The organism is Sabulibacter ruber (assembly GCF_017355955.1).
Classification (GTDB): Bacteria; Bacteroidota; Bacteroidia; order Cytophagales; family Hymenobacteraceae; genus Nibribacter; species Nibribacter ruber_A.
Genome location: NZ_JAFFID010000001.1, coordinates 1,759,305 through 1,781,694 on the forward strand (window position 1 = coordinate 1,759,305; position 22,390 = coordinate 1,781,694).

Annotated in this window: 16 protein-coding genes; 8 read left to right on the forward strand and 8 right to left on the reverse strand. The window is 50.9% G+C overall.

The genetic code is table 11. The features are described from left to right. Nucleotides 1-231: 231 nt before the first annotated feature. The 3 genes from JT719_RS07185 to JT719_RS07195 form a co-directional block, all read right to left on the reverse strand. Complete coding sequence (locus JT719_RS07185) at nucleotides 232-1,149, reverse strand: universal stress protein (protein ID WP_207432072.1); 918 nt, start codon at nucleotides 1,147-1,149, stop codon at nucleotides 232-234. 131 nt (nucleotides 1,150-1,280) lie between these two features. Continuing rightward, the gene (locus JT719_RS07190; protein ID WP_242693092.1) at nucleotides 1,281-1,916 is read right to left on the reverse strand and encodes a DsbA family protein; all 636 of its coding nucleotides are present in this window, start codon (nucleotides 1,914-1,916) and stop codon (nucleotides 1,281-1,283) included. Between the two features lie 147 nt (nucleotides 1,917-2,063). Next, the gene (locus JT719_RS07195; protein WP_207432074.1) at nucleotides 2,064-2,843 is read right to left on the reverse strand and encodes an SDR family NAD(P)-dependent oxidoreductase; all 780 of its coding nucleotides are present in this window, start codon (nucleotides 2,841-2,843) and stop codon (nucleotides 2,064-2,066) included. Nucleotides 2,844-3,128: 285 nt separating this feature from the next. Between JT719_RS07195 and JT719_RS07200 the strand changes: the two genes are divergently transcribed. Beyond that, nucleotides 3,129-4,772, forward strand: a complete 1,644-nt coding sequence (locus tag JT719_RS07200; protein WP_207432075.1) for an FAD-dependent oxidoreductase — start codon at nucleotides 3,129-3,131, stop codon at nucleotides 4,770-4,772. 115 nt (nucleotides 4,773-4,887) lie between these two features. Here the strand turns inward: JT719_RS07200 and JT719_RS07205 are convergent, their stop codons facing one another. Next, complete coding sequence (locus tag JT719_RS07205; RefSeq protein ID WP_207432076.1) at nucleotides 4,888-7,149, reverse strand: TonB-dependent receptor; 2,262 nt, start codon at nucleotides 7,147-7,149, stop codon at nucleotides 4,888-4,890. Between the two features lie 663 nt (nucleotides 7,150-7,812). Between JT719_RS07205 and JT719_RS07210 the strand changes: the two genes are divergently transcribed. Beyond that, complete coding sequence (locus tag JT719_RS07210; RefSeq protein WP_207432077.1) at nucleotides 7,813-8,928, forward strand: fatty acid desaturase family protein; 1,116 nt, start codon at nucleotides 7,813-7,815, stop codon at nucleotides 8,926-8,928. A 390-nt stretch (nucleotides 8,929-9,318) separates the two neighbouring features. On the opposite strand, the gene JT719_RS07215 is transcribed toward JT719_RS07210, so the two are convergent. Then, nucleotides 9,319-9,483 carry a hypothetical protein gene (locus JT719_RS07215; protein ID WP_207432078.1) on the reverse strand — a complete coding sequence of 55 codons (165 nt, stop codon included), beginning with the start codon at nucleotides 9,481-9,483 and terminating at the stop codon, nucleotides 9,319-9,321. 629 nt (nucleotides 9,484-10,112) lie between these two features. Here JT719_RS07215 and JT719_RS07220 point away from each other — a divergent pair. Next, the gene (locus tag JT719_RS07220) at nucleotides 10,113-10,484 is read left to right on the forward strand and encodes a hypothetical protein (protein ID WP_207432079.1); all 372 of its coding nucleotides are present in this window, start codon (nucleotides 10,113-10,115) and stop codon (nucleotides 10,482-10,484) included. A 220-nt stretch (nucleotides 10,485-10,704) separates the two neighbouring features. On the opposite strand, the gene JT719_RS07225 is transcribed toward JT719_RS07220, so the two are convergent. Both JT719_RS07225 and JT719_RS07230 read right to left on the reverse strand, forming a co-directional pair. Next, nucleotides 10,705-11,946, reverse strand: coding sequence for a DEAD/DEAH box helicase (locus JT719_RS07225; RefSeq protein WP_207432080.1), 1,242 nt, complete (start codon nucleotides 11,944-11,946; stop codon nucleotides 10,705-10,707). Nucleotides 11,947-12,328: 382 nt separating this feature from the next. Then, entirely contained in the window at nucleotides 12,329-13,180 is an 852-nt protein-coding gene (locus tag JT719_RS07230) for a DUF3575 domain-containing protein (protein ID WP_242693093.1), read from the reverse strand. 794 nt (nucleotides 13,181-13,974) lie between these two features. On the opposite strand from JT719_RS07230, the gene JT719_RS07235 reads away from it, so the two are divergent. The 5 genes from JT719_RS07235 to JT719_RS07255 all read left to right on the forward strand — a co-directional run bounded on the left by JT719_RS07235 (nucleotide 13,975) and on the right by JT719_RS07255 (nucleotide 20,279). Next, complete coding sequence (locus JT719_RS07235; protein ID WP_207432081.1) at nucleotides 13,975-14,814, forward strand: cupin domain-containing protein; 840 nt, start codon at nucleotides 13,975-13,977, stop codon at nucleotides 14,812-14,814. A gap of 427 nt (nucleotides 14,815-15,241) precedes the next feature. Then, on the forward strand, nucleotides 15,242-17,977 hold the full coding sequence (locus JT719_RS07240) for a PAS domain-containing sensor histidine kinase (RefSeq protein ID WP_207432083.1): 2,736 nt from the start codon (nucleotides 15,242-15,244) through the stop codon (nucleotides 17,975-17,977). A 196-nt stretch (nucleotides 17,978-18,173) separates the two neighbouring features. Next, nucleotides 18,174-18,569: a hypothetical protein gene (locus JT719_RS07245; protein WP_207432084.1), complete on the forward strand. Its 396-nt coding sequence runs from the start codon at nucleotides 18,174-18,176 to the stop codon at nucleotides 18,567-18,569. A gap of 411 nt (nucleotides 18,570-18,980) precedes the next feature. Further along, nucleotides 18,981-19,253, forward strand: a complete 273-nt coding sequence (locus JT719_RS07250; protein WP_207432085.1) for a DUF4242 domain-containing protein — start codon at nucleotides 18,981-18,983, stop codon at nucleotides 19,251-19,253. A gap of 162 nt (nucleotides 19,254-19,415) precedes the next feature. Further along, complete coding sequence (locus JT719_RS07255; protein ID WP_207432086.1) at nucleotides 19,416-20,279, forward strand: NmrA/HSCARG family protein; 864 nt, start codon at nucleotides 19,416-19,418, stop codon at nucleotides 20,277-20,279. 66 nt (nucleotides 20,280-20,345) lie between these two features. Here the strand turns inward: JT719_RS07255 and JT719_RS07260 are convergent, their stop codons facing one another. After that, nucleotides 20,346-21,890, reverse strand: a complete 1,545-nt coding sequence (locus JT719_RS07260) for a glycoside hydrolase family 10-like protein (protein ID WP_207432087.1) — start codon at nucleotides 21,888-21,890, stop codon at nucleotides 20,346-20,348. Nucleotides 21,891-22,390: the final 500 nt, after the last annotated feature.

The window sequence follows — 22,390 nt, forward strand, 5'->3', positions numbered from 1 at the left end:
ATGAATGGGAGTAGGAAGGATTGCTCTAATCGAATATCAGATGAAGGAATAACTGTTTTCAAGCCGATTTCTGGAAAAGAAGCCTGAAATGGTGTAAAGCAAAAAGCTCAGACTGGGAAGTTTTCCCGCTGAGCTTTTTCGTTTTACAACTGTTTATCAGAAATCAGACAGAAACCAAAACCAGCTTAAGTTCTCACCGGCTAACCTTTGTGCCTGTAGTTCCTGTCCTCATTAGGCTACGGCACTTGAGAAGAAGTTCGTTTGGGTGACTTTCTTCTCATCCAGAGCGGGCAGGGAGAGCACGGGCAGCACGTTGTCAAACACCAATCTGTCTGAGGGGCTGCTGCTGAACAGACCGTCCAGGAAAGAGCGGTTCTGCTTGGCTACTACCAGCAGGTCTGCCTGCTTGGTCTGGGCATACTCCTCAATACTGACGGCCATTTTATCCCCAAATACCCGGGCAAAGGTAAGGGCGGGTACTTCCAGTTCCCATTTGGAGGTAAACGCCGTCCAGCGGTCCAGGCTTTGCTGGGAATCTGGGTCTTCCTGAACGTATAGTACGGTTACCTCGGCCCGCAACGTGGTGGCCAAGGCTTGTAATTCCCGCAGGTGCCAATCGGCTTCGTGGTAGGGGTCTGTGGCGTACACAATTTTGTTGAACCCCCTGAACACACTGTTCCTGGGCACGGCCAGCACAGGGCAAGACGCATGGTTCATCACGTAAGACGCACTGGTGCCCGCCCATCGGTCCAGGGCTGAGTCTGCGCCTTTGGTGCCCATCACAATCAGGTCTATGGCGTGGGCTTTCACAAAATCAAGGGCGGTGTCCATGCCTACTCCCCGCAGCAACTCGCTTTGGACCTCCAGGTCTGGATTGATCCGGCGCACGTTCTCTACCAAGTCCCAGAGTTTCTCATTGGAGATCCGCTCGCGGTCATGGTCTACTTCTACATCATTCGGGGTGTACAGCGTTGGATCGGCCCAATTCAAGCCGCTGACCGAGGAAGTGGTTCCGGGTAATTGGCTTGAAAAGTGAAAAACGTGCAGAAAAATCAATCTGCCTTGCAGATGCCGGCACAGGGCTACCGCGAACTCTATCGCATTGAGCGCCTCGTCAGAGAAATCGGTAAGTATGGCGATTGTTTTCATAGGGCAGCAAGATTGGAAGATGGAACATCTGGTAATATGTACTCCTTCCGCCAGATATAGTTTCTTTTGAATATACGTGACTTGCTCCTGCTCCAGTTATTCTTTCAATCTCTCATTCACTCCATCAATCCTTAATAAGGAATCTGCAGGGCCTGCAACAGGCGGTCTTCCAGGTCATCCAGTTCACAGAAACCGCGGGAGATAAGGCGAGGCCCGTTGGGGTGGTCCAGGTAGACGCTGGGCAAGGTGGTAACCCCCATTTGCTCTACCCTACTGAATTCTTCCTGGGTCTGCCGGTAGATTTCCTCGGTCTCAAACACCGCCAGGAACAGGTTCTCGTCAATCCCGAAGGGGCGCACCACGTCTACCAGCACCTGCGGATCGCTGATGTCCAAGCCATCGGCATAAAAGGCAGAATGGAGCGCCCGCAGCACCTCCAGCACCAAACCCGGCCGCAGATGGCGCACCGTCAGCAGGGCCCGGCAGGCGGGTTCTGTGTCATAAACGGTTTCTTTCTGAAGAAAAAAGCTATAGTCAAAGGGCAGCATAGACTTTCTCTGGGCTCTGTGCCAGCTCACCGCCAGTTTGTCTTTGTCTGTAGAGGCTAAAGGTTCCTGGGCATACGGCCGCAACCCGCCCACCATCACCTGCACCGACAACCGTCCGGACCAAAGTGCTTTCAGCCGCCTGATCACGGGGGTAAACCCATAGCACCAGGCACACATTGGATCAGTGACGTACAACAAAACCGGGTTATCTGGGGGCATTTGCATAAGCGTATTTTACTTTGTTTCTCTCTTTTTACCGAGAACTGGGGTCCAAAGGTTCGGAACCCGCTATTCCGGGGAAGAGCATTATTCCTTTTCCAAGCCCGCTATTTTAAGTTGATTTTCTGTAAAACAGCCCTAAAACGGCTATTCATGGTAGATCATTTTCACGGTCATGCCGCCGTCAATGACCAGGCTCTGCCCCGTAATGAAGCCTGCTTTGTCTGAACAGAGAAAAAGAGCGGCCTCGGCGATGTCTTCCGGCGTTCCCACGCGCCCCACCGGATGCTGGTCCTTGTCTTCCTGGCTGTGGTGCGGCTCGGTTTTCCGGCCTTCTTTCTGCCAGAGGCCTGTTTCTATCCACCCCGGGCTAATGGCGTTTACCCTTACTTTGGGTCCTAGGCTTACGGCCAAAGAATGTGTAAGGGCCTCCAGGCCACCTTTTGAGGCCGAGTACCCAAACGTATCTGGTTCAGACATAAAGGCGCGGGTAGATGTGATGTTGAGAATTGCCGGGTGCAGGGTTTTCTCCAGCAGCGGCAAGGCATATTTCGCACACAGGAAGGGTCCACGCAGGTTAACGCTCAGCACTTGGTCAAACTCCGCCACCGGCAACTCGGCTAATGGTTTTCTGGCCGGTGAGGCAATGCCGGCATTGTTTATGAGCACGTCTAACTGGCCATATTTCTGTTCAATTTGCTGCATTATGCCTTTCACCTGTTCTTTCTTGCTTACATCGCAGGGCAAAAAATCGGCTTTCAGGTACTGGGAATCTAACCAGGTTAATGCATCTTCGCCAGCCTCGGGGTCAAGGTCTGTGAGGATGACTTGGGCTCCCACCCTGGAAAATGCCTGTGCCATGCCGCGCCCAATGCCCTGCGCCCCGCCTGTTATGAGGATCACTTTTGAAGTATAATAGTTCTGCATGTCTTCTGTCTTTTGCCTTTGTATTCGGGGAAACCACCAGGGAAGTTCACTCAAAAGTTAACTCCGCTACCTGTGCAGGGTTGTGGCACATCAGCAGTGTAAAGGGGAAGAAAGCAATGGAGCAATTCCGTTTTGCCCCGATGCATGGAAAGGCCAGCAGAAGCCACACCGGCAGCAAGGTCCACAACTCTCCTCTAAACAACCTACTTTTTCCCCTCTATCCCGTATCCCGATAAAGAGAAACATCACCACAGAAACTTCCTATCCACAGAAAAATATAAGGCTATGAAAACCACATCCCTCTGGCGGCAAGATGCCCAGGCAACCAATTATCCCACCTTAAAAGGAGATCTGGAAGCAGATGTCGCCATTATCGGCGGCGGCATTACCGGAATCACAACGGCGCATCTACTGGCCTCGGCCGGAAAACGGGTAATTGTGTTGGAAGCCCTGAAGGTAGGAGAAAGTACCACGGGTTACTCCACCGGTAACCTGTACGCGCCCGTGGGATCATACCTGAACGTGCTGGAAAAGAAGTATGACCAGGAAACCGTAAGGGCCTTAACAGCCTCCAGAAGTTCGGCTATTGATTTAATTGAAAGCCTTACCCAGCAGTTTAACATAGATTGTCATTTCAAGCGGGTGCCCTGGTATTTGTTTACCGAGTACGAGCCGCAGAACGCCTTTATCCAGGCCGAGCTGGAAACCGCGCAGGCAGTAGGATTGCCCGCCTATAACGATGAACCCAGAACCTCGCTCCCGTTTCCTATCACCGCCGCCCTGCGCATAGAGAACCAGGCACAGTTTAACCCGATGGCCTACGTCAAAGGACTGGCCGACAGCATCTCGGGGCCTAACTGCCAGATTTTTGAGAACACCCAGGTCACGTACGTGGAGGAAGGCCAAGCGCATGTGGTGCATACCGAGGGCGGCACCGTGCGGGCCCAACAGGTAGTACACGCCACGCACACACCCAAAGGCATCTGGTTCCTGCACACGCTTCTGGGTCCGTACCGCGAGTACGCACTGGCGGTGTCACTGAACTCAGCGTATCCGGAGGGCACGTTCTGGGACTTCAACGCCATGCACCACCACTCCATGCGTACCTACGTTTCTGACCAGGGAGAACCGTATCTGCTAATCCTGGGCGAACCGCACAAAGTGGGCCACAAAGAAGACAACGAAGAATCCTTCCAGAAACTGGAGCAGTTTGTGCGTGAGCGGTTTGATGTAAAAAATGTGGAGTACCGCTGGGCCGCGCAGCACTACAAACCCGCCGACAGTTTGCCTTACATCGGTCGGCGCGACAATGACACTGAGATTTACGTGGGCACCGGGTACGAAGCCGATGGCCTCACCTTTGGCACGTTGGCGGGCATGATCATCAGTGACCTGATCCTGGGCCGAGAAAATCCCTACGCCGAGATGTACTCTCCTACCCGCCACAATCCGAAGAAAGCGGCCGGTAAGTTCATCAAAGAGAACGTGGACGTGATGGCGCAGTACATCAAAGACCTGCCCTACCGCAGCCAGGTAGAAGATCTGGCCGACATTGCATTGGGCGAGGGCAAAAACATTGAGATGGACGGCAAGAACTACGGTGCCTACCGCGACGAATCAGGGAAACTGCACGTGGTGTCGGCGGTGTGTACCCACATGGCCTGCCTGGTGCATTTCAACAAAGCCGAGAAAAGTTGGGACTGCCCCTGCCACGGCAGCCGCTTTGGCGTAGACGGGAAAGTGCTGGAAGGCCCTGCGTACTTAGATCTTTCCAGAATGCAGGACAAACCCAGCTCCACCAACCGGTATAAAAAGATTACCTCGGCCTTTTTCTTTACCGCCTCTGCCCTGGCCAGCGCCTATTTTTTCAGAAAAGCCATGAAAGAAAAGGGTTACTCCAAATCTAAGAAAGGTGGCAAACGGTTTTAGTTGCCCGCCATTCTAAAAGAGCGATTGCTGAACACAAGGCAGCGTCTGAATTGGGCCTGATTTCCTGAAAACAGGCCCAATTCAGACGCTGCCTTATTTTATTACCTGCCACCATTTACTTGAACAGATTATAGCGTACCCCTACAAACCCTCTCCTGCCCTGCAGTGACGCATAGTTGTAACTGGGGTCAAAGGTGTAGCCATGCGGGTTGGTGACGGGATCGTTTACGGTGCGGTCAAACGGATCAAAGGGACGCATGATGGGGTCCTGGGGCACAAAGTTGAACAGGTTCTTCAGGCCGCCAAACACCTCCAGCCCGTTCTGCCATTTTTTGGTGAGTTGCACGTTTACCAGGCTAAACCAAGGCGAATACTCGGGGCGGTAGTCATGGGGTAAAATAGGCAGGCGCATGGGGCCGTAGAACGTACCGGTAAGGTCAACGGTGAGATTGCCCGCAAACGTATAGCCCGCCAGAAAATTCCCCGACCACTCCGGGGCGTGCAGTTGTACCCGCCTCACCAGCGGTCCCTCTCCTTCGGCTTCTTTCTGGTACACCTGCATATAGGTTACTCCCGCAGAAAGCTTCAATGGGCTGTAGAACGAGAACTCAGTGTTGAGGGTGATGCCTTTGGAAACCGCGTGGCCCTTTAGGTTAGAATAGATGATTTTCTGCGGATCGGTGTCAAAATCGCCGATGATTTTATTGCTGAAGCGCGAGTAGAAACCGGTCACATCTACGGTTACCAGAAATGCCTCCAGAGGGGCCTGCCAGATGTAATTCAGGTTGCTGTTGACAGACTTTTCGGACTCCAGGGCCTCGGTAATCACTACCTCGCGTGCTCCGGTGAGGGCGGCGTGGTCTTCGGTGAACAAACTCACCACCCGGTAGCCCGTCCCGAAACTCGCCCTTAGCGTATGCTGCTGCCCCGGCGACCATTTGTACGCCACCCGCGGTGACTGAATGTGCCCATGCCGTTTGTCATAGTCATAGCGGTAGCCCAGCAGGAGTTTGTGTTTCTCTGAGAGAATCCATTCATCCTGCACAAATATGCCCGGCAAGGGGGTGGTTACCGGTTGGTTCTGGGGGTTCATTTCATCGGCTGAGGCCGTGGCAGGCGTATTGTCGTCATAGTGGGTGTACCGGAAGGAGGTGCCCAGCAGCAGGTTGTGACGCGGGGTGATGGATTTATCCCAGTACAACTGCCCGAAGGCCACGGTCTGGTCGGCGTGGAAAGGTGTGGTGCCGTAGAACGAATTCTGCTGGTGCCGGTTCAGAGACAATTGCGCCATGATCTTCTCCTGCACGGGCAACTGGTACTGGCCAATGAGTTCCCAGCGCTTGGTGTAAATGCTTTCGCCGTAAAGCTGGTCTGAGCCGCGGTGTTCTTTGGTCCAGTCCATCTGCCCGCCCCAGCGGTCTTCGTACACGTACCGGGCCGCCACGCTGGCTAACCGGTTCTGATCCCGCTCAAAGTCCCACTTATTGAACACAGACACGCGCTGCTGCAGGGTGACATCGGTGAAACCGTCCTGGTTTTTATCCAGCGGGTTCTGGTAGTTGAAGTAATTGATGCCCAGCAACCCGTGCGCCTTGCCCGCCTTGAACTTCAGGCCCACATCTGCGCTTACCTCCCCCCAGGTGGTACCAAACACCTCAGCACTCACCCGCGGTGCCTTAAGCGGACTTTGGGTGATCACGTTGATGATGCCGCCCATGGCCTCCGAGCCGTACAGAGAAGCCGCCGGACCTTTCACCACCTCCAGCCGCTCCACCAGGCTGTTGGGGATACCGTTGAGGCCGTACACCGTGGAGAGGCTGCTCACCAGGGGCATGCCGTCAATGAGAATGAGCGTGTAAGGTCCTTCCATGCCGTTGATATGGATGTCGCCGGTGTTGCAGACGTTGCAGTTGAGCTGCGGCTGCACCCCATTGATCATGCCCACGGCCTCAAACAAACTGGGCGTGGGATTCTTCTTGAAGTACGTAGGCGTGTACACCTCCACCGGCACCGGGCTCTCTAACCTACTCACCTCTTTCATGGTGCCCGTAACCACCACCTCGTCCAGCTTTCCGGCCGTGGGCCTAAGGTTCACCTGGTAACTGGTTTTCCCTGCCTGCACCGCAAGCGTATCGTTCTGGTAGCCCAGAAAGGAAACTACCAGCTGCGCACGGGTCTGGTTCTGGGGAACGGAGAGCTTGAACCTACCCTTCTCATCGGCCATGGTACCAAGCGTTGTATGCAGCACGCTGATGTTGCAGAACCCCAACGGCTCCCGCGTCTGCGCATCTTTCACACTCCCCGTAATGGTGATTTGTTGGGCAAAGGCAGTTAAGGGCAATATGAATCCAAGTAAGGCGAGTAATTGTTGCCGCATATTCAAGATTAAACTAGCTAAAACATATTTTTAGACTAACCTAAAAATAAAATACGAACAACTTACACTATAGTTTAGATATATTTTATCATGTTCTGCTTTAACAACTTGCTGTAAGAGAAAAAGAGTAAAAGGAGGTGGATGCAGGATTGGTTGGCACCTTGTAGGGATTTGCATATCCATTTATAAGGGCGTATCTATGAACCGATGTTTAAAAATAAGCGCACCTCCACTGACGGAAGTTACTAAGCCTTTTGCCTGGCGCTGGATGTGTTAAGAAAGTTTGTTAGGAAGACAAAAAGTCCGGAACAGAGGCTATACCTACCGATAGTGGCTACTTACAAGCCTGTGCTGGGCCAGTCTCAAAAATTATTTCACATAGGAGAGCTATCCAAAGGCCGCAATGGGTAACAGAGCCACCAAGGAACCAACTAGTTAACTAGGCCTGTGAAGCACTCTTCATAAAGTTGGCAAGGTTATGGCACTATTCCTATCAGTATTGTCGTTAGTAAAGAAGACAATCTATTGTCTATATTTAAGGGAATTGCAGCTGAATCATTCGCTATACTGCAATCCTGTTATTCATTTCTGATCTGTGTTTTTGCAGCGCTTTCGGCCTGGGATTACTAAATCAAGAAGTTAATCCTAAGTCATTAAGTGTTCATGTCACAAAAACTAAAATTCGTTAATACTAACCAGTCTGCTTTTTTCTCTACCGCCCGCAAAAAGGTGGAAGCCTATTTTCAAGAGCAAGGGATCTCTAAAAATGCCAACTGGTTAATGTGGGTCAAAACCGTTTTCTACCTGGTTGGTTTCTTTTCCCTTTACTTTCTGATTCTTTCCGGCTGGTTCAGTATGGGGACCACCATCGGCATGACCCTGGTTCTAGGAGCTTTTGGGGCCTTTATTGGGTTCAATATCTGCCACGATGCCATCCATGGATCATTCTCCAAAAGCAGCAAGGTTAACAAAGGCCTCAGCTATCTTTTTTACCTCATTGGGGCTAATCCTTACCTCTGGAACATCTCCCACAACGTGGTGCACCACACCTATACCAATATACCCGGTCATGACGAGGACATAGAAGTAGCCCCCGGCCTGATCAGGCTAGACGAAAGCGAAAAGGTGAACAAGATCCAGCGTTTCCAGCACCTGTACGCCTTCTGGCTGTACGGCCTGGCTTCGCTCTCCTGGGCGCTCCGGAAAGATTACATAAAGTTCTTCCAGAAACAGATTGGGCAACACCAGAACAATCACCCCAAACGCGAGTACTTCAACCTGTTCTTTTTCAAGTTTGTCCATTACTTCCTGTTCATTGGCGTGCCATTTCTGGCCTTGGACCTGACCTGGTGGCAGGCAGGGCTTGGTTTCCTGATCATGCACCTGGCAGAAGGAACCGTAATGGGATTGGTATTCCAGTTGGCCCACGTAGTGGAGGGCACTGATTTTCCGGTACCCAACGAGCAGGGCAACATGGAGGAAGCCTGGGCCAACCACCAGATGCGCACCACAGCCAACTTCGCTCCTAAAAGCGCGGTAGCCAGCTTTTTCCTGGGTGGCCTGAACCGGCAGATTGAGCACCACCTTTTCCCCAAGGTTTGCCACGTCCATTACCCCGCCATTTCTAAGATTGTAAAAGAGACGGCAGCAGAGCATGACCTGCCTTATCTGGAGATTGAAAGCTTTAAAGCAGCTTTATTGTCGCACTACAGAATGCTAAGAAAACTGGGGAAAGAGGCATATGCAACCCAAGGTCATAGCCCTCAACTTGTGAGCTAAGCTGAAAGATAATAGAATATGAAATCTGATAAAACGAGAAAGCCGCAGGGGATTGATCCTGCGGCTTTCTCGTTTTTACAAGTACAGCTTAATGGCTCGGTTTGTCTGGGCCAAAACTTAACTCTCGTCCATAATAGACCAACTCTTTTTGAGAAGGACTATCTGGAGCGGTGCAATAATAAACGCGTTTCGCAAATCTCCTTACCACTAATTTTTGAGTAGGGTTGGCATTGGCGTACACGGTTGCTCCTACAGGATATTGAAAGTCCATCATGCCTTAATATACGTAATAAAGCAGCATTAAAATGGATTTTCTCCATCTAATTCACTTATTGGATAAAAACCTGCTTTAGGTTTTCAAACAAGTTACAAGTTAGTTAAACCTACCCGTTACTGCAGATTTCCTTCCCGTACCAGAAGGTAAGTAGTGACCAGAATAGCGTTCTGCCGGGTACCTTCCTCTATACCGGTCCTTAATTGGGTAGACACACTTTGAATATAAAAGCCGTTATTCAGAAACTGGGCTATCTGGTAGGTGGTATCATTTGATGACATTTGGTTATTGCCGGGTTTGGGGTATTCCACCCTGCTTAGTACCGTTATTACACGCTGCTCCATATCTATCTGTAAAGTCAATCAATTTAACTTCTTGTCCAACGCATTTGATAAAACAGAGGTTAGGAAGCGGAGATGCAAATCAGCCTATGGGAATCCCATTTCAAGCCTTATTTGGGGAAATTACACCTAAAATACTGAGCATCCGTTTAAGATGAGAGACGACAATTCCGCCGACATCTATTTCGCCCTTTCTTCATTTTAACCATGTACATCAAAATACCCGCAATAGGAAGTATTCAGGAATTAGTACTCAACACAGACTTCATTGTTTCAGTGACACTTGACACCACCAAGAGCACCGATGTGTTGGAAATTGAACTTGTATAGGGAGACCGGACCCAAGTACTGGAATATTATTTTGAAGATGAGGGCGAGATGCAGCAGATGTATCAGCGCCTGAACACACTTCTTAACGCAGTAGAACTGTCAGCTTCTTGAAGCCAACGATTATTTTAAATAAGACTCTGATTTACAATTATATAACAATATAAATCTCGGTTACTTCTCTGGGTTTGCCGTATACCTTAGAGTATACACTAACTAGGTAATTCCATACTCCAAACATCATGAAAGCCAAGAACATTATAATTGTATTGTTAATGGGGGTATTCACCTCTTTCTATACCCAGGTTTCTGCGCAGGCTACTCAGAATGAACAGGAACTCGCAATAGAGCAGGACTCTATTAAACAAAAGGCGCAAGCAGATAAAAAACGCCTGAATGATGCCGCCATTTTAAGAAGCACTACTAAATCTGAGGCCAAAGCCGCCAAAGCGAACGCCAAAGAAGCAGACCGGATAGAAGACGATGCCTCCGCTGCAGCCAAACAAGCCAAGCAAGCTTCCAAATTGGAGGCAAAAGCACAGCGTAACCGCATTAAAGCCGATAGGCAAGCTAAAAAAGCTGCCAAAGCGGTAGAGAAATCTAGCTACAACTAACCGGAGACTTCGTGTTAAAAGCCTTTCCTTATGGAGGGCTTTTTTGTTCAGGAAGTTCAGGAAAGTTCCACTTGTGCCATCTCAGAGGACTTGAAATTGATTAAAGCCTTCAAACCATGAATCCCCTGTTTTTAAGCCAATTTTATGGAAAAGAGCTTAAAAACAGGGGATTCATGGTTAACGTTTGAAAGTCCCTTTTGCAGGGAATCACTGCATAAACTTACTTCTTAGGTCTTTTCTTGCCTTTCTTCTGGTTTTCAAACTCCTCTACTTCTTTGAGCAGGGATTTCAGGTCGGGCTTTACTTCCGCCGAGAAATCGATGGTGGCGGTGTAGTCTTCTTTATTTATTTCCAGCACTTTGATGGGCTTGCCCAGGTAAGACTCAATTTCATCCAGGATAGGTTTCTCTTCGGGGCTGCAGAAAGACACCGATTTCCCCTTCTGGGTACCCCGGCCGGTCCGGCCTACGCGGTGCACGTAATTCTCGGGCACATCGGGCAAGTCATAGTTCACCACGTACTCCACGCTGGGGATGTCAATGCCGCGCGAACTCACATCGGTGGCAATCAAGACTTTCACCTCGCCTCTTTTAAAGCGGTTGAGGGCGGCCAGGCGGTCTTTCTGCTCTTTGTCTCCGTGCAGGGTCTCGGTTTTAATGCCCACGCGTTCCATTGCTTTGTGCACGCGCTCGGCCCGTACTTTGGTGCGCACAAACACCAGGATCTTGCTGCCTTCGTTTTCCTTTATCACGCGCTCCAGGAAGAAGCGCTTGTCGTCCATGCCTACGTAGGCAACAGAGTGGTCCACGTTTTTGGAAACTGGATCTTTAGGCGATACCTGAATACGGATAGGCTTGGTCACCAGCGAGTACGCCAGTTCTTTGATTTTCTCATTGATGGTGGCCGAGAAGAAAAGCGTTTGCCGTTTGCGGGGCAAGTGCCGCATCACATCCCTGATGTCTTTGATAAAGCCCAGGTCCAGCATGTGGTCGGCCTCGTCCAGGATCAGGATTTCCACGCGCTCCAGCCTGATGTAGCCTTGGCTTACCAGGTCAAACATGCGGCCCGGGGTGGCCACCAGCACATCAATGCCGTCTTCCAGTTGCTGGATCTGCGGCCCCTGCTCCACGCCCCCGAACACCGAGAACGTATTCACCCGCGTGTGCTTGCCCAGCGTCTGGAACACCTCGGTTATCTGGATGGCCAGCTCGCGGGTAGGCACCATTACCAAACACTTGATGCCGTCTCTGCGGCCGTGCTGCTTGCGTTCATGCAACATGTGCAGCACCGGAATGGCAAAAGCAGCCGTTTTCCCGGTACCCGTCTGCGCAATGGCCAGCACATCCTCCCCTTTCAGGATAGGCGGAATGGCTTTGAACTGGATATCGGTGGGTTTCTTGAAGTCCAGTTTCTCCAGACTTTTCTTAATGGCAGGGTTGATATGGTAATCTTCGAATCTCATGGTAAGTGTTCCGGCGTGCGCCGATCTAGTCATCAGTTTCTCCTTTGTACGAGAAGCACCAGCAGAAACATTCTGCAAAGGTGCGATTTCTTTCTGGGTTTTGCAGAGCCCGCCAGAAGATAGAATTCTGATGAGTCAAAGAGGACCAGCCCATTGCTCTTATCGTTTCAGGCCTGCTTCCTGAAAAGAGGTCCAAAACAGACAAAGGCACGCCTTGGTGGAATAACAGTTCTGCCGCACTTTACCAGTGCGAGTCATTTCTGGCCTGGTTTTCTTATTTAAGCCGAAAAACAAAAAAGCGGTCAGTTACTTAACTGACCGCTTTAGGATTTCTGATCTCCGGAAAAATCAAGCAGAAGGAGGCAAAAGAAAAGCTTTTTTATTAGAACGCAATGCCTAAGCTAAAGCCCAACCCTCTGATGCCCGCAAAAGGTGAATTCCCCTTCACCGTTACGCCTTGTTCTGTCACGGTGGCGTCTATTTTGGGGCTGCCGGGTAATTCATCGTTGATAGATTCAATGTCTTCCTCCAGATCTCTTCTCTCCTGCGCACTCATGGCGCTCAGATCGGCTTTCCCGTCCAGGTTCAGCTTCATTTTGCCGTAGTGTCCTCCCAGAATGTACCAGTCAAAGGTTATTCTGCGGGCAATCAGCCATTGGGAACCTATCATCAAACCGCCTCCAAAGCCGTTAATATTGCCGTCTATGGGAATGTCGTACGTTCTCAGGTCGGTGTCGTACTCATGGGTGTAGGCGGCATCCAGGTTCATGTACCGGCCATACAAAGACAGGTAGAAGCCCCGGGCACCTGGTTTCTTACCGGCATAGAACCGAAGTTCCCCGGTATAGGATTTATAGGCCACGTTGGATTCCTTGATCTGCTCTACAATGTCCTCTTCGTCCTTCATGTATCTGTCAACTACCTTCTCTACCAGCGGCATAGAGGCCACGTTGGTTTTAGGCATAAAACCGTACCCCGCCACCAGCGAGATCTTGCGGGTAAGGGAGCGCTCATAGCTGAAGCTGTAGTTGTTAAGGGCAAGGGAAGAAAGGTTGATTTTGACAATGTTCTTTCTGAACACCTCTTCTTTTTCTTGACGTGGAGCCAAGGTTTGTTCACCCAGCCCAAAGTAGGTTGGCTTGTACCCAGTGGGAGCATCGCCGGGAGTGGCTGCGGTTTGGGCAACACTTTGAAATACCAGCAGGGAGAGAATGCACGTAAAAATTTTCCTCATATCTTGTCTATATTATATTTAACATAAGCAAGATTCAATTATGACTTTACCTTTGCAATACTGTAAAGTAGGTATAATACACGAAGCCTCTCCTCTACTTCCCATTTGAAGCTGCTTGCTGGCATCATAGCATCCCGGAACTTCCCCTAAGAACTTGTCCAGTATCTGGAATACCTCCGTTATCTGAATGGCCAATTCGCGGGTAGGCACCATCACCAGGCACTTGATGCCGTCTCTGCGGCCGTGTTGCTTGCGTCAAATCCCAGGGTTCGGTTTTTTGGGGAAGCTGATGAAAAAGCAACTTCTCCTTTGTAGGAAAAAGCTTCTGCAAAAGGGGTGACTTCCTTCTGGGTTTTCAGTGAGAGGCGGGGTTTACTAACGGTTTTGCGTTTTGGGCCTCTTTTGGAGAAAACCGGCCCAAAACCTTTCCATCTTTCTTCTGAAATAACTAACTTGAGTAAGCGGTCACAAAACGCCGTTCCCCCTGGATTCCTACAGGAGACAGCCTGCCGGGCGTTTCCTTCCAGCCCCTGCCGGTCGCCTTCCCCCTTGTGGCCCTTCTCGTGGACCTTGCGCAGCGCTCCCTCCTCTTGCTGCGGCACCTACCTCCACGGACCTCTTCTGTACCCCAGATTTCTTTTTAAACCGCTTAACGGAGAAGGACAGCCCAGGAAAAGCACGACCATGGACATACTCCAGGTTTCTAACCCTTACCCAAAGGCAATCCTTTTGATTTGGCAGCGGGGACATAGCAGGCCCCTTTATGAGATGTAGTACACCAAACCATCATTGCCATGAAAAAGTACCTTTACCTACTGGTTTTGCTTTGCAGTGCCTGTGCAAGGCCCATGAGCTCAGAAAACCACCAAACCACCATCACCAAACTCATTGATGACGAAACCTACTTTATTGCCGCCGCAGATACGTTGAACTGGGCCAAATGCTGGGTCCAGACAGAGGAGGCCCAGTTTACCATGGCCTCGGCCAGAGGTTGCTGGCAACTCAACGGATGGGACAGCATCAGAACCAATTTCAGGGGGGCCAGACCATTTAAGCTTGACCTCAAACGCGACAACTACCATTACACCATTGGAGAAAACGTGGCTTATGTCAGTTTTGACCAGTATGATAACTGGGGAGGATCAGGAAGCTACAGGAAGAAGGAATCGCGCACGCTCAGGAAAGTGGATGACCAATGGAAAATAGTGCAAACAAATGTAATTGTGACCTCTTCCTATGACAAACCCAAAGCCCTTTCTTACCACAGCCCGAAAGAAAACCTTCCGGTAGACGAGAAAACCTCTTTCCGCACCAAGGGTGGCTTGGGTGGCATGTACGCTGGTTTTGTGGAAGTACCGGCCGGCACTGACTTCAGTACCCTGTTTGCGGGCTTGCCGCATGACATGTGTACGTCACCGCACTGGGGCTATTTATTTGAAGGCTCCATGAAACTCAGGTACGCCGATGGCCGCGAAGAAATTGTGAACCAGGGAGAAGTCTTTTACTGGCCCGCGCCGCATACGGGAGTAGTCTTGAAAAATGCCAAATTCATAGACTTCAGCCCCGAGAACGAACACCGGCAAGTCATGAACCACATCGGTAACAAGATGGCCCAGCAACAGGAAAAGAAATAAACTGGTGCAGACCAGAGCCTCCCCGGCCAGAGTTCTGCACGTAATCAGCTTCCCTGAAGTGGTTTGTTTTAAGGCCTCTTTTCAGAAATCAAGCCTTTTTATGAAAAGAGGCCTTAAAACAGAGTATGCCCTAACCTTAGCATTACAAAGGCTTTGTCTGCCGAAGTCTACTTTTCTATATAACTTTTCTGCACCCTGCCTGTTAGGCTGCCAGAAGTCAGAAACACCGGGTTAGAGGCAAATTTTCTGCTTTTCAAAACTTAAATCCTAAGAAACCGTTATTCGCGCAGACTCGCGTTCTTCTCATGCCTTAGAAGCAGAAAAAAACTAGATTTGCCTTGGCGTAGGCTTCCCCCCAGACTACCTCAAGAAGTACCTTGGCCAAGTGCCGGTCAAGTGCTTTTTTACTGTGTTTTCATCAACTTACATGACAGATATTCTACACCCCATTCAGGATGTTCCCGAAATCACGCTCCAGCCCATTGTGGGGGGCGGGGAATTAGGAGACCTCATCCGGAATTATGATTGGGCTTCTACCGCCTTGGGGCCAATTCCAGACTGGAGTTTAGGCCTGCGCGCGGCGGTAAACCTCATGCTGCAATCCCCTGCCCCCATGGTCATACTTTGGGGCGAGGGAGGAACATTGCTTTACAACGATGCCTACAGCGTGCTGGCCGGTCAACGGCATCCGGGCATGCTGGGGGCTCAGTATTCTGAAAGCTGGCCCGAAACGGCCCGGTTTATAGGAGACGTGCTTTCCCAGACCCTGCAAGGCAAGGCGCTTTCTTACCGCAGGCTGCCTTTTACGGTGTACCGAAACAACACTGCCGAAGACATCTGGCTGGACCTGGATTGCAGCCCGCTCCTGGGCGACAACGGCCTTCCGGCGGGCACTCTCATCATCACCAACGAGACCACCGAGAAAGTACAGGCAGACCTGTCCCTGAAAGAACACCAGGAACGGCTGAACGGGGTTTTCAACCAGAAAATGGTGGGCATAGCGGAGTGCGACTTCACCGGCAGATTTGTGTTGGTGAACGACCGGTTCTGTGAGATGGTTGGGCGGTCCAGAGAGGAGCTTTACCAGATGAGCATGCAGGAGATCAGCCATCCGGAAGACCTGCCCCAAAACGTAGTTCTGTTCAAGGAGGCCATTAAGAACGGAACGCCCTTTGATATTGAGAAGCGGTACATCAGGCCAGATGGCTCAGAGGTCTGGGTGCAAAACAACGTTTCGGTTGTAAAGTCTCCTAACGGAGAGGCTTCTTTCATGGTAGCCGTTTGCCACGAGATCACCCAAAGGAAAAAAGCCGAGAAGCACCAGAAGCTGTTCCTGGCCATGAGCGAGAACTCCCCCAATTTCATAGGCATCGCGGATACCAAAGGAAAGGTTCTCTATGTGAACCCCACCGGCCGGAAGATGGTGGGGTTAGACAGCCTGCAGGAGGCCCTGAACACCACCGTGATGGATTATTTCCTGGAGGAAGACAAGCCATTTGTACAGGAGGTCATCTTGCCTGCCCAGGAAAAAGAAGGCTTCTGGAAAGGCGAATTCCGTTTCCGGAACTTCAAAACGGGTGCCCCTTTAGAGGTAGATTACAACCAGTTTGCGGTAAAAGACACCAAAACCGGCGAGGTCCTGGGAATAGCCACCGTAAGCCCCGATATCACGGCCCGTAAGCGGGCGGAAGAAGCCATTAAGGAGAGCGAAGAGCGTTTCCGGACCATGGCCGAAGCCTCTGGCCTTCTCATTGCCCAGACCGACCTGGAAGGCAACGCCATCTACTTCAACAGAGAATGGATACACCTGACGGGGAGCTCCATGGAAGACCTGCTCAATTTTGGCTGGGCAGAGTACTTCCACCCGGAAGACCGCGAGAGCTTTGTGCAGGACTACCAGAATGCCTTTGCCAACCGGGAGGTTCTGCGCCGCGAGTTCAGGTTACGGAGCAAGACGGGAGAGTACCGCTGGCAACTGGCGGTGGTATCGCCCAGGTATGGGCCAAACGGTACCTTTGCCGGGTTCATCAGTTCCTGCGTGGATGTCACTGAAAGCAAATTAGCCGAAGAAGCCCTGGCCGAAAGCGAAGACCGGTTCAGGACCTTCGCCAATAATATCCAGAACCTGGCCTGGATGGCAGACCCCGAAGGAAACATCACCTGGTACAACCAGCGCTGGTACGATTTCACCGGCACCACCTTTGAAGAAGTGCAGGGCTGGGGCTGGCAAAAGCTCCATCACCCAGACCACGTGGAGCTGGTGCTGGCCTATGTAAAAGAAGCCTGGACCAAGCAGGAAACCTGGGAACTGGTCTTCCCCCTGAGACGCGCCGACGGAGAATACCGCTGGTTTCTGACTCGTGCCTACGCCGTGAAAAACGCCCAGGGCAAAGTAGTCCGCTGGATTGGCACCAACACCGATATCACGAAGCAGAAAAATGCCGAGGAAGAATTGCAGCGCAGAAACGAGGAACTCCAGCGCACCAATAATGACCTGGACAACTTCATCTACACCGCCTCGCATGACCTGAAAGCGCCCATCACCAACATTGAAGGGCTGGTGAACACCCTTATTGAGGATCTACCGATTGAAATCCTGCGGGTGCCAGAAGTAAACCGGGTCATTTCTCTGATAAGCAGCTCTATTACCAGGTTCAGAACCACCATCAATGACCTGACCGAGCTTACCAAACTGCAACGGCAGATGGAGGAGGACGTGAGCGTGATTCAGTTGCAGGAGATTTTTGAGGAAATCTGCCAGGATTTATCGGGAACGATCCAGGAGTCTGCGGCTAAGGTAGAAGCAGACTTCAGCCAGCATCCTTCGCTGCGGTTTTCCAAAAAGAACCTGAGAAGCGTTGTGTATAACCTGGTGTCTAACGCCATTAAGTACAGATCACCGGAACGGGCACCGCAGATCAGGATTGCCTCCCGGCAGGAACAAGGCTATTGCATCCTGACCATTGAAGACAACGGGTTGGGCATTGACCAAGCCCAGAAAGACAAGGTCTTCTCCATGTTCAAGCGCCTGCATGACCATGTGGAGGGCACCGGCATTGGGCTGTACATTGTGAAAAAGATCATGGAGAACAGTGGCGGCAACATAGAGGTACTGAGCGAAGTAGGGAAAGGAAGCACTTTCACAATCCGCTTTAAGCTATGATTTAACCCATTGAAAAGGTCTCGCTGGTTTGTGGCTTTTCAGCCGAACGCAAACTGGCGAGACCTTTCTTTTTGGCTCCCAAGCCTCTGGAGAACAGAACAGGCTCCCGCTTTATATAGAACTTTGCTAATGTTCCAGATATTCGTAATTTAGGTTCCGTTTTCCGGCTGCTACTCCTAAAATTCCTTGAAACCATATGAAAAGCATTGCATCTAAGGGCATGGTCCTCATCTTCGGCCTTACCATTGTTTTCCATCTTCTGGTTTTAGCCTCGGTTGTTCCGTTCACCATAGTGGGTGGCGGGCGCATCACAACGCAGGAAGAGATGTACCAGCTTGAAACGTCGGCCTTGCTCCTGAATGTGCTTTTCTTTTTCATCGCCTTGCTGCAGGCGGGCTATCTGCGCCTGAACGTTTCTCCCAGGCTGCTCACAGGTGCCATGTGGATCATGTTTGGGATCTTCTTGCTGAACACGGTAGGCAACCTGTTTTCCAATAGCCCTCTAGAGAAACTCATCTTCACACCGGTAACGCTTCTTCTGGCGGTATTCTCAGTAACCCTTGCCGTGAGCCGCAGCAACAAAACGGCATAAGTTCATCCACCATAAAGCAAGAGCCGCTCCTGCCCTTTTCTGGCGTCTTCTAGTCCCCAAGCCTTCGTTTGTTTTGAAGCTGTTTTCCTGAAAACAGAGGTAAAACGGTTGATGTTGCTTTACCTGACAGGGGTACAATCTAGCTTTATCATAGATTTATTTGTACTTTCATCTTGCCACTCGGGCTGCCGTCATTGGCAGATTATGTAAGCAGACCCTTCTCTCCTTGAGCGAGATACGAACCTTCACCTCTCCTAATTACCTCTCCCCTATACCCCACCGAAAGCAGGAGCCTTCTCCTCTTTCTTCATGCATTGTTCTAACAAGTGAGTGGAGTTCAGAAACCACTGCAAAAACGAGGCGTACCCGAAAAGCCACACGAGTAGGTCAAACCTTTTACTTCCATATAAGATGCCCAAGTTTGTAATTGAACGGGAAATACCGGGTGCCGGCACTCTCACTCCCGACCAACTGAAAAGCATTTCACAGACTTCCTGCGGAGTGCTCAGCAATATGGGGCCGCAGATTCAGTGGCTGCAGAGTTATGTTACCGGCGACAAAATCTATTGCGTCTACATTGCCCCTGATGAGGAGATGATTCGGGAACATGCCCGGCAAGGCGGTTTTCCAGCTAACTCCGTTAAGCAGGTTTCCACGGTCATTGATCCAACCACCGCTGAATAAGAAGAAAAAACAGCAACGTAATCGGCCATAATGGTCTGAGGCTTTCCAATTATTTCCTCCAATGCCAAACAGTGCCATCCTCTGTATGGAGGGATCGTTTTTGGCCTGTTATTTTTAAAAAGGCCAATTTCTAAACCCCGTTCATAAATCCACCTTACGACTATGGACTCTTCTAGAACTATTTTTGTGACGGGTGCCACCGGCAAACAAGGTGGGGCAGTTACAAGGCATTTGCTTACAAATGGTTTTAGGGTGAAGGCACTAACCCGAAAGCCCAACTCCCCTGCCGCCCAACAGTTGAAGCAGCTGGGGGCCGAAATAGTCCAGGGCGATTTAGACAAACCAGAAACCATTGGTCATCATCTGGCTGGGGTGGCTGGGGTATTCAGTGTACAGGCTTTTGAGCAGGGCACCCAAAAGGAAATACAGCAGGGCATTGCCTTAATTGACCTGGCTGTTCAGAACAAAGTACCTCATTTCATTTACTCCTCCGTTACCGGTGCCGATCACCCGACGGGCATTCCGCATTGGGAGAGCAAAGGGAAAATTGAGCAGTACCTCAAAGAAACGGACCTTTCTTACACCATTCTGCGGCCTTCATCCCTGTATGAGAACTTTCTGATTCCGCAGGTGGCCAAGGGCATCAGGCAAGGCAAGCTTGTTTCTCCGGTGAACAAAGAGGTACTGCAGCAATTTATCAGCACCCAGGATATTGGAGCCATCAGTGCTCAAATCTTTACAGATCCCGGGCGTTACCAGGGTCAAACCCTTACCCTGGCCGCCGAACAGCTAACCCTTGCTCAGGTGGCCGCCATCTTCTCAGAAGTACTGGGCAAAGAAATCAGGTACCAGAAGCTGCCCATGTTCATTACCCGGCTGTTCATGGGTCGGGATTTGTACAAGATGTTCAAATGGGTGAATGAGCACGATGCCGTATTTTTAAAAGATCTCCCGACTTTCAGACAAGAACACCCCCACCTGAAAAGCCTTCGGGATTGGATACGGGAACAGTTTCCCACCGCCTGAAAACAGCAAGGCCTCGTTCTTTCCATGGTGGAGAAAACGAGGCCTCGCGGTAGAAGAAGGCAGTACCTAGATACCAGCTTGGGGAACGGTTATTTCCTTGCGTTCACTTTCATTCCCTACGCGGTCTACCGTAGAGACGGCCACTTTCAGGAGCGGTTGCGGGGCGCCGGCTTTTGCCTGCAGGGCACGGGTTAAGGTGAAGGAACGGTCTTTCCGGTTCAGGACTTTGTAGTTCCAGGCAGTACCGTACTGGTAGTACAGCACAGAACGGAAGGCATCTTTCTCATCCTTCGGAACCCAAACCACCCGCACAGAATCTCCCTGCACCTCGGTGCTCACAGATGGGGTATCGGGCTTCTGATCGTCCAGCCATAAACTGGCCGGCACCAGGGCATCGTTTTTATAAGGTCCCGCTACCAAGGCCTTGGCCATGGGCGGATTCTTGGTCACCGAGGAAATGCTCCAGTGCACTACTCCTTTGCTGTTGGGCAGCATACCGCGGGAAATCATGATCTGGCTCATGATCTCCTGCACGTTCACGGCACTGCTGTCTCGGCCCACGCTGATGCCGGGCCACAAATGCCGGCGCAGGCGGTTTTCCTGGTCCCACCAGCCCAACAGCACCGGGAAGCTTTGCGGAATCTGGTTTATTTTCCAGTACAGTTGAGGCGAGAAATAGTCTATCCACCCTTTGTTGAGCCACAGGCGGGCATCGGCGTAGAGTTTGTTATGCTGGTCAAATCCCTGCACTGAGGCGGGGTAGCCCGGCCGCCAGATCCCAAACGGACTCAACCCGAATTTCACGTGCGGTTTCTCGGTTTTAATGCCTTTGTACAGTCGCTCAATGAACTGGTTCACGGCCTGCCGTCGCCAGTCTCCTCTTGCCAGCGTGCCGCCAGCCGCTTGGTAGGCTTTCCAGCTCACGTCATCGGGGAAATCTTCCTCGCCGTTGTAAGAAGGGTACGGATAGAAGTAATCATCAAAGTGTACGCCGTCAATGTCATAGCGCTTCACCAGGTCCATGACCACCGCGTAGGAATGATCCTGCGTTCCTTTTTGGGCGGGGTCTAGCCAATGATACCCTTCTTTCAGGTGCACCACCAGCTCGGGCCGCTTCTTCACGATGGATTGCTCACTGATGGGGCCGCCGGCGGTATGGTGCGCCCGGTACGGGTTCAGCCACACGTGCAGCTCCAGGCCCCGGTCATGGGCGGCCTCGGTCCAGAATTCCAGCGGATCATAGTACGGATCAGGGGCTTTGCCTTGCTCCCCGGTGAGGTAATAAGACCAGGGCTCCAGGTCGCTTTTGTAGAGGGCATCGGCCTGGGGCCGAACCTGGAAGATCACCGCATTGTAGTGGTGTTGCTGCAAAAAGTCCAGGAGCTGAAGGGCCTCCTTTTGCTGTTCTTCGGTACTCAGACCCGGCTTGCTGGGCCAGTTGATATTGGCAACAGTAGCCACCCAGGCGGCCCTGAACTCCTTCTCAACATTGTAATTGGGCGGAGCGGGACTTTGGCTGGATGCTTCTTCCTTAGCAGGAATCTTTGTGGTAGAACAGGATTGTAGCAGAATAAGAAGACAGGCACTGGCAAACAGAAAGCTTCTGTACATGGGGGTTAGGGTTTAGAAGATAGCCGTTGAATTCAAAGTTCCGGCGAAAATATGCAACAAATCATATGTAATGCAAACCTTTGCCAAGTAAGTGAATTTCAAATGGAACCGCGGTTCACTGGAGGTCTCATAATGCCTTACCAAACGGCTTTTTTTGCTCCACCCACGGGCTTCGCGTTTTAGGTGTGTTTTGCCCTAAATGGCCCTAAAACAGATACAAGAAAAAGAAGCAGGTTTGCACAGGCAAGATTATGCGATCAAAGGTAGATCTCTCCGAAAAGGTCAATAATCAAGAGCACACCTACCCTGTTAACTACAAATTATAATTTAATCATCTCAAAGCATCTAAACCCACCAAGCCAATCGGCATCATACAAGCATTAACCTGATCCAACATTTTAACTAAACCCACACCAACAAAACTCTAAACTAGGATTAAACAATAAAATCCTTTATAACTTATTCACTACACCCCACAAACAATCTCCTCCTCAGCCCTA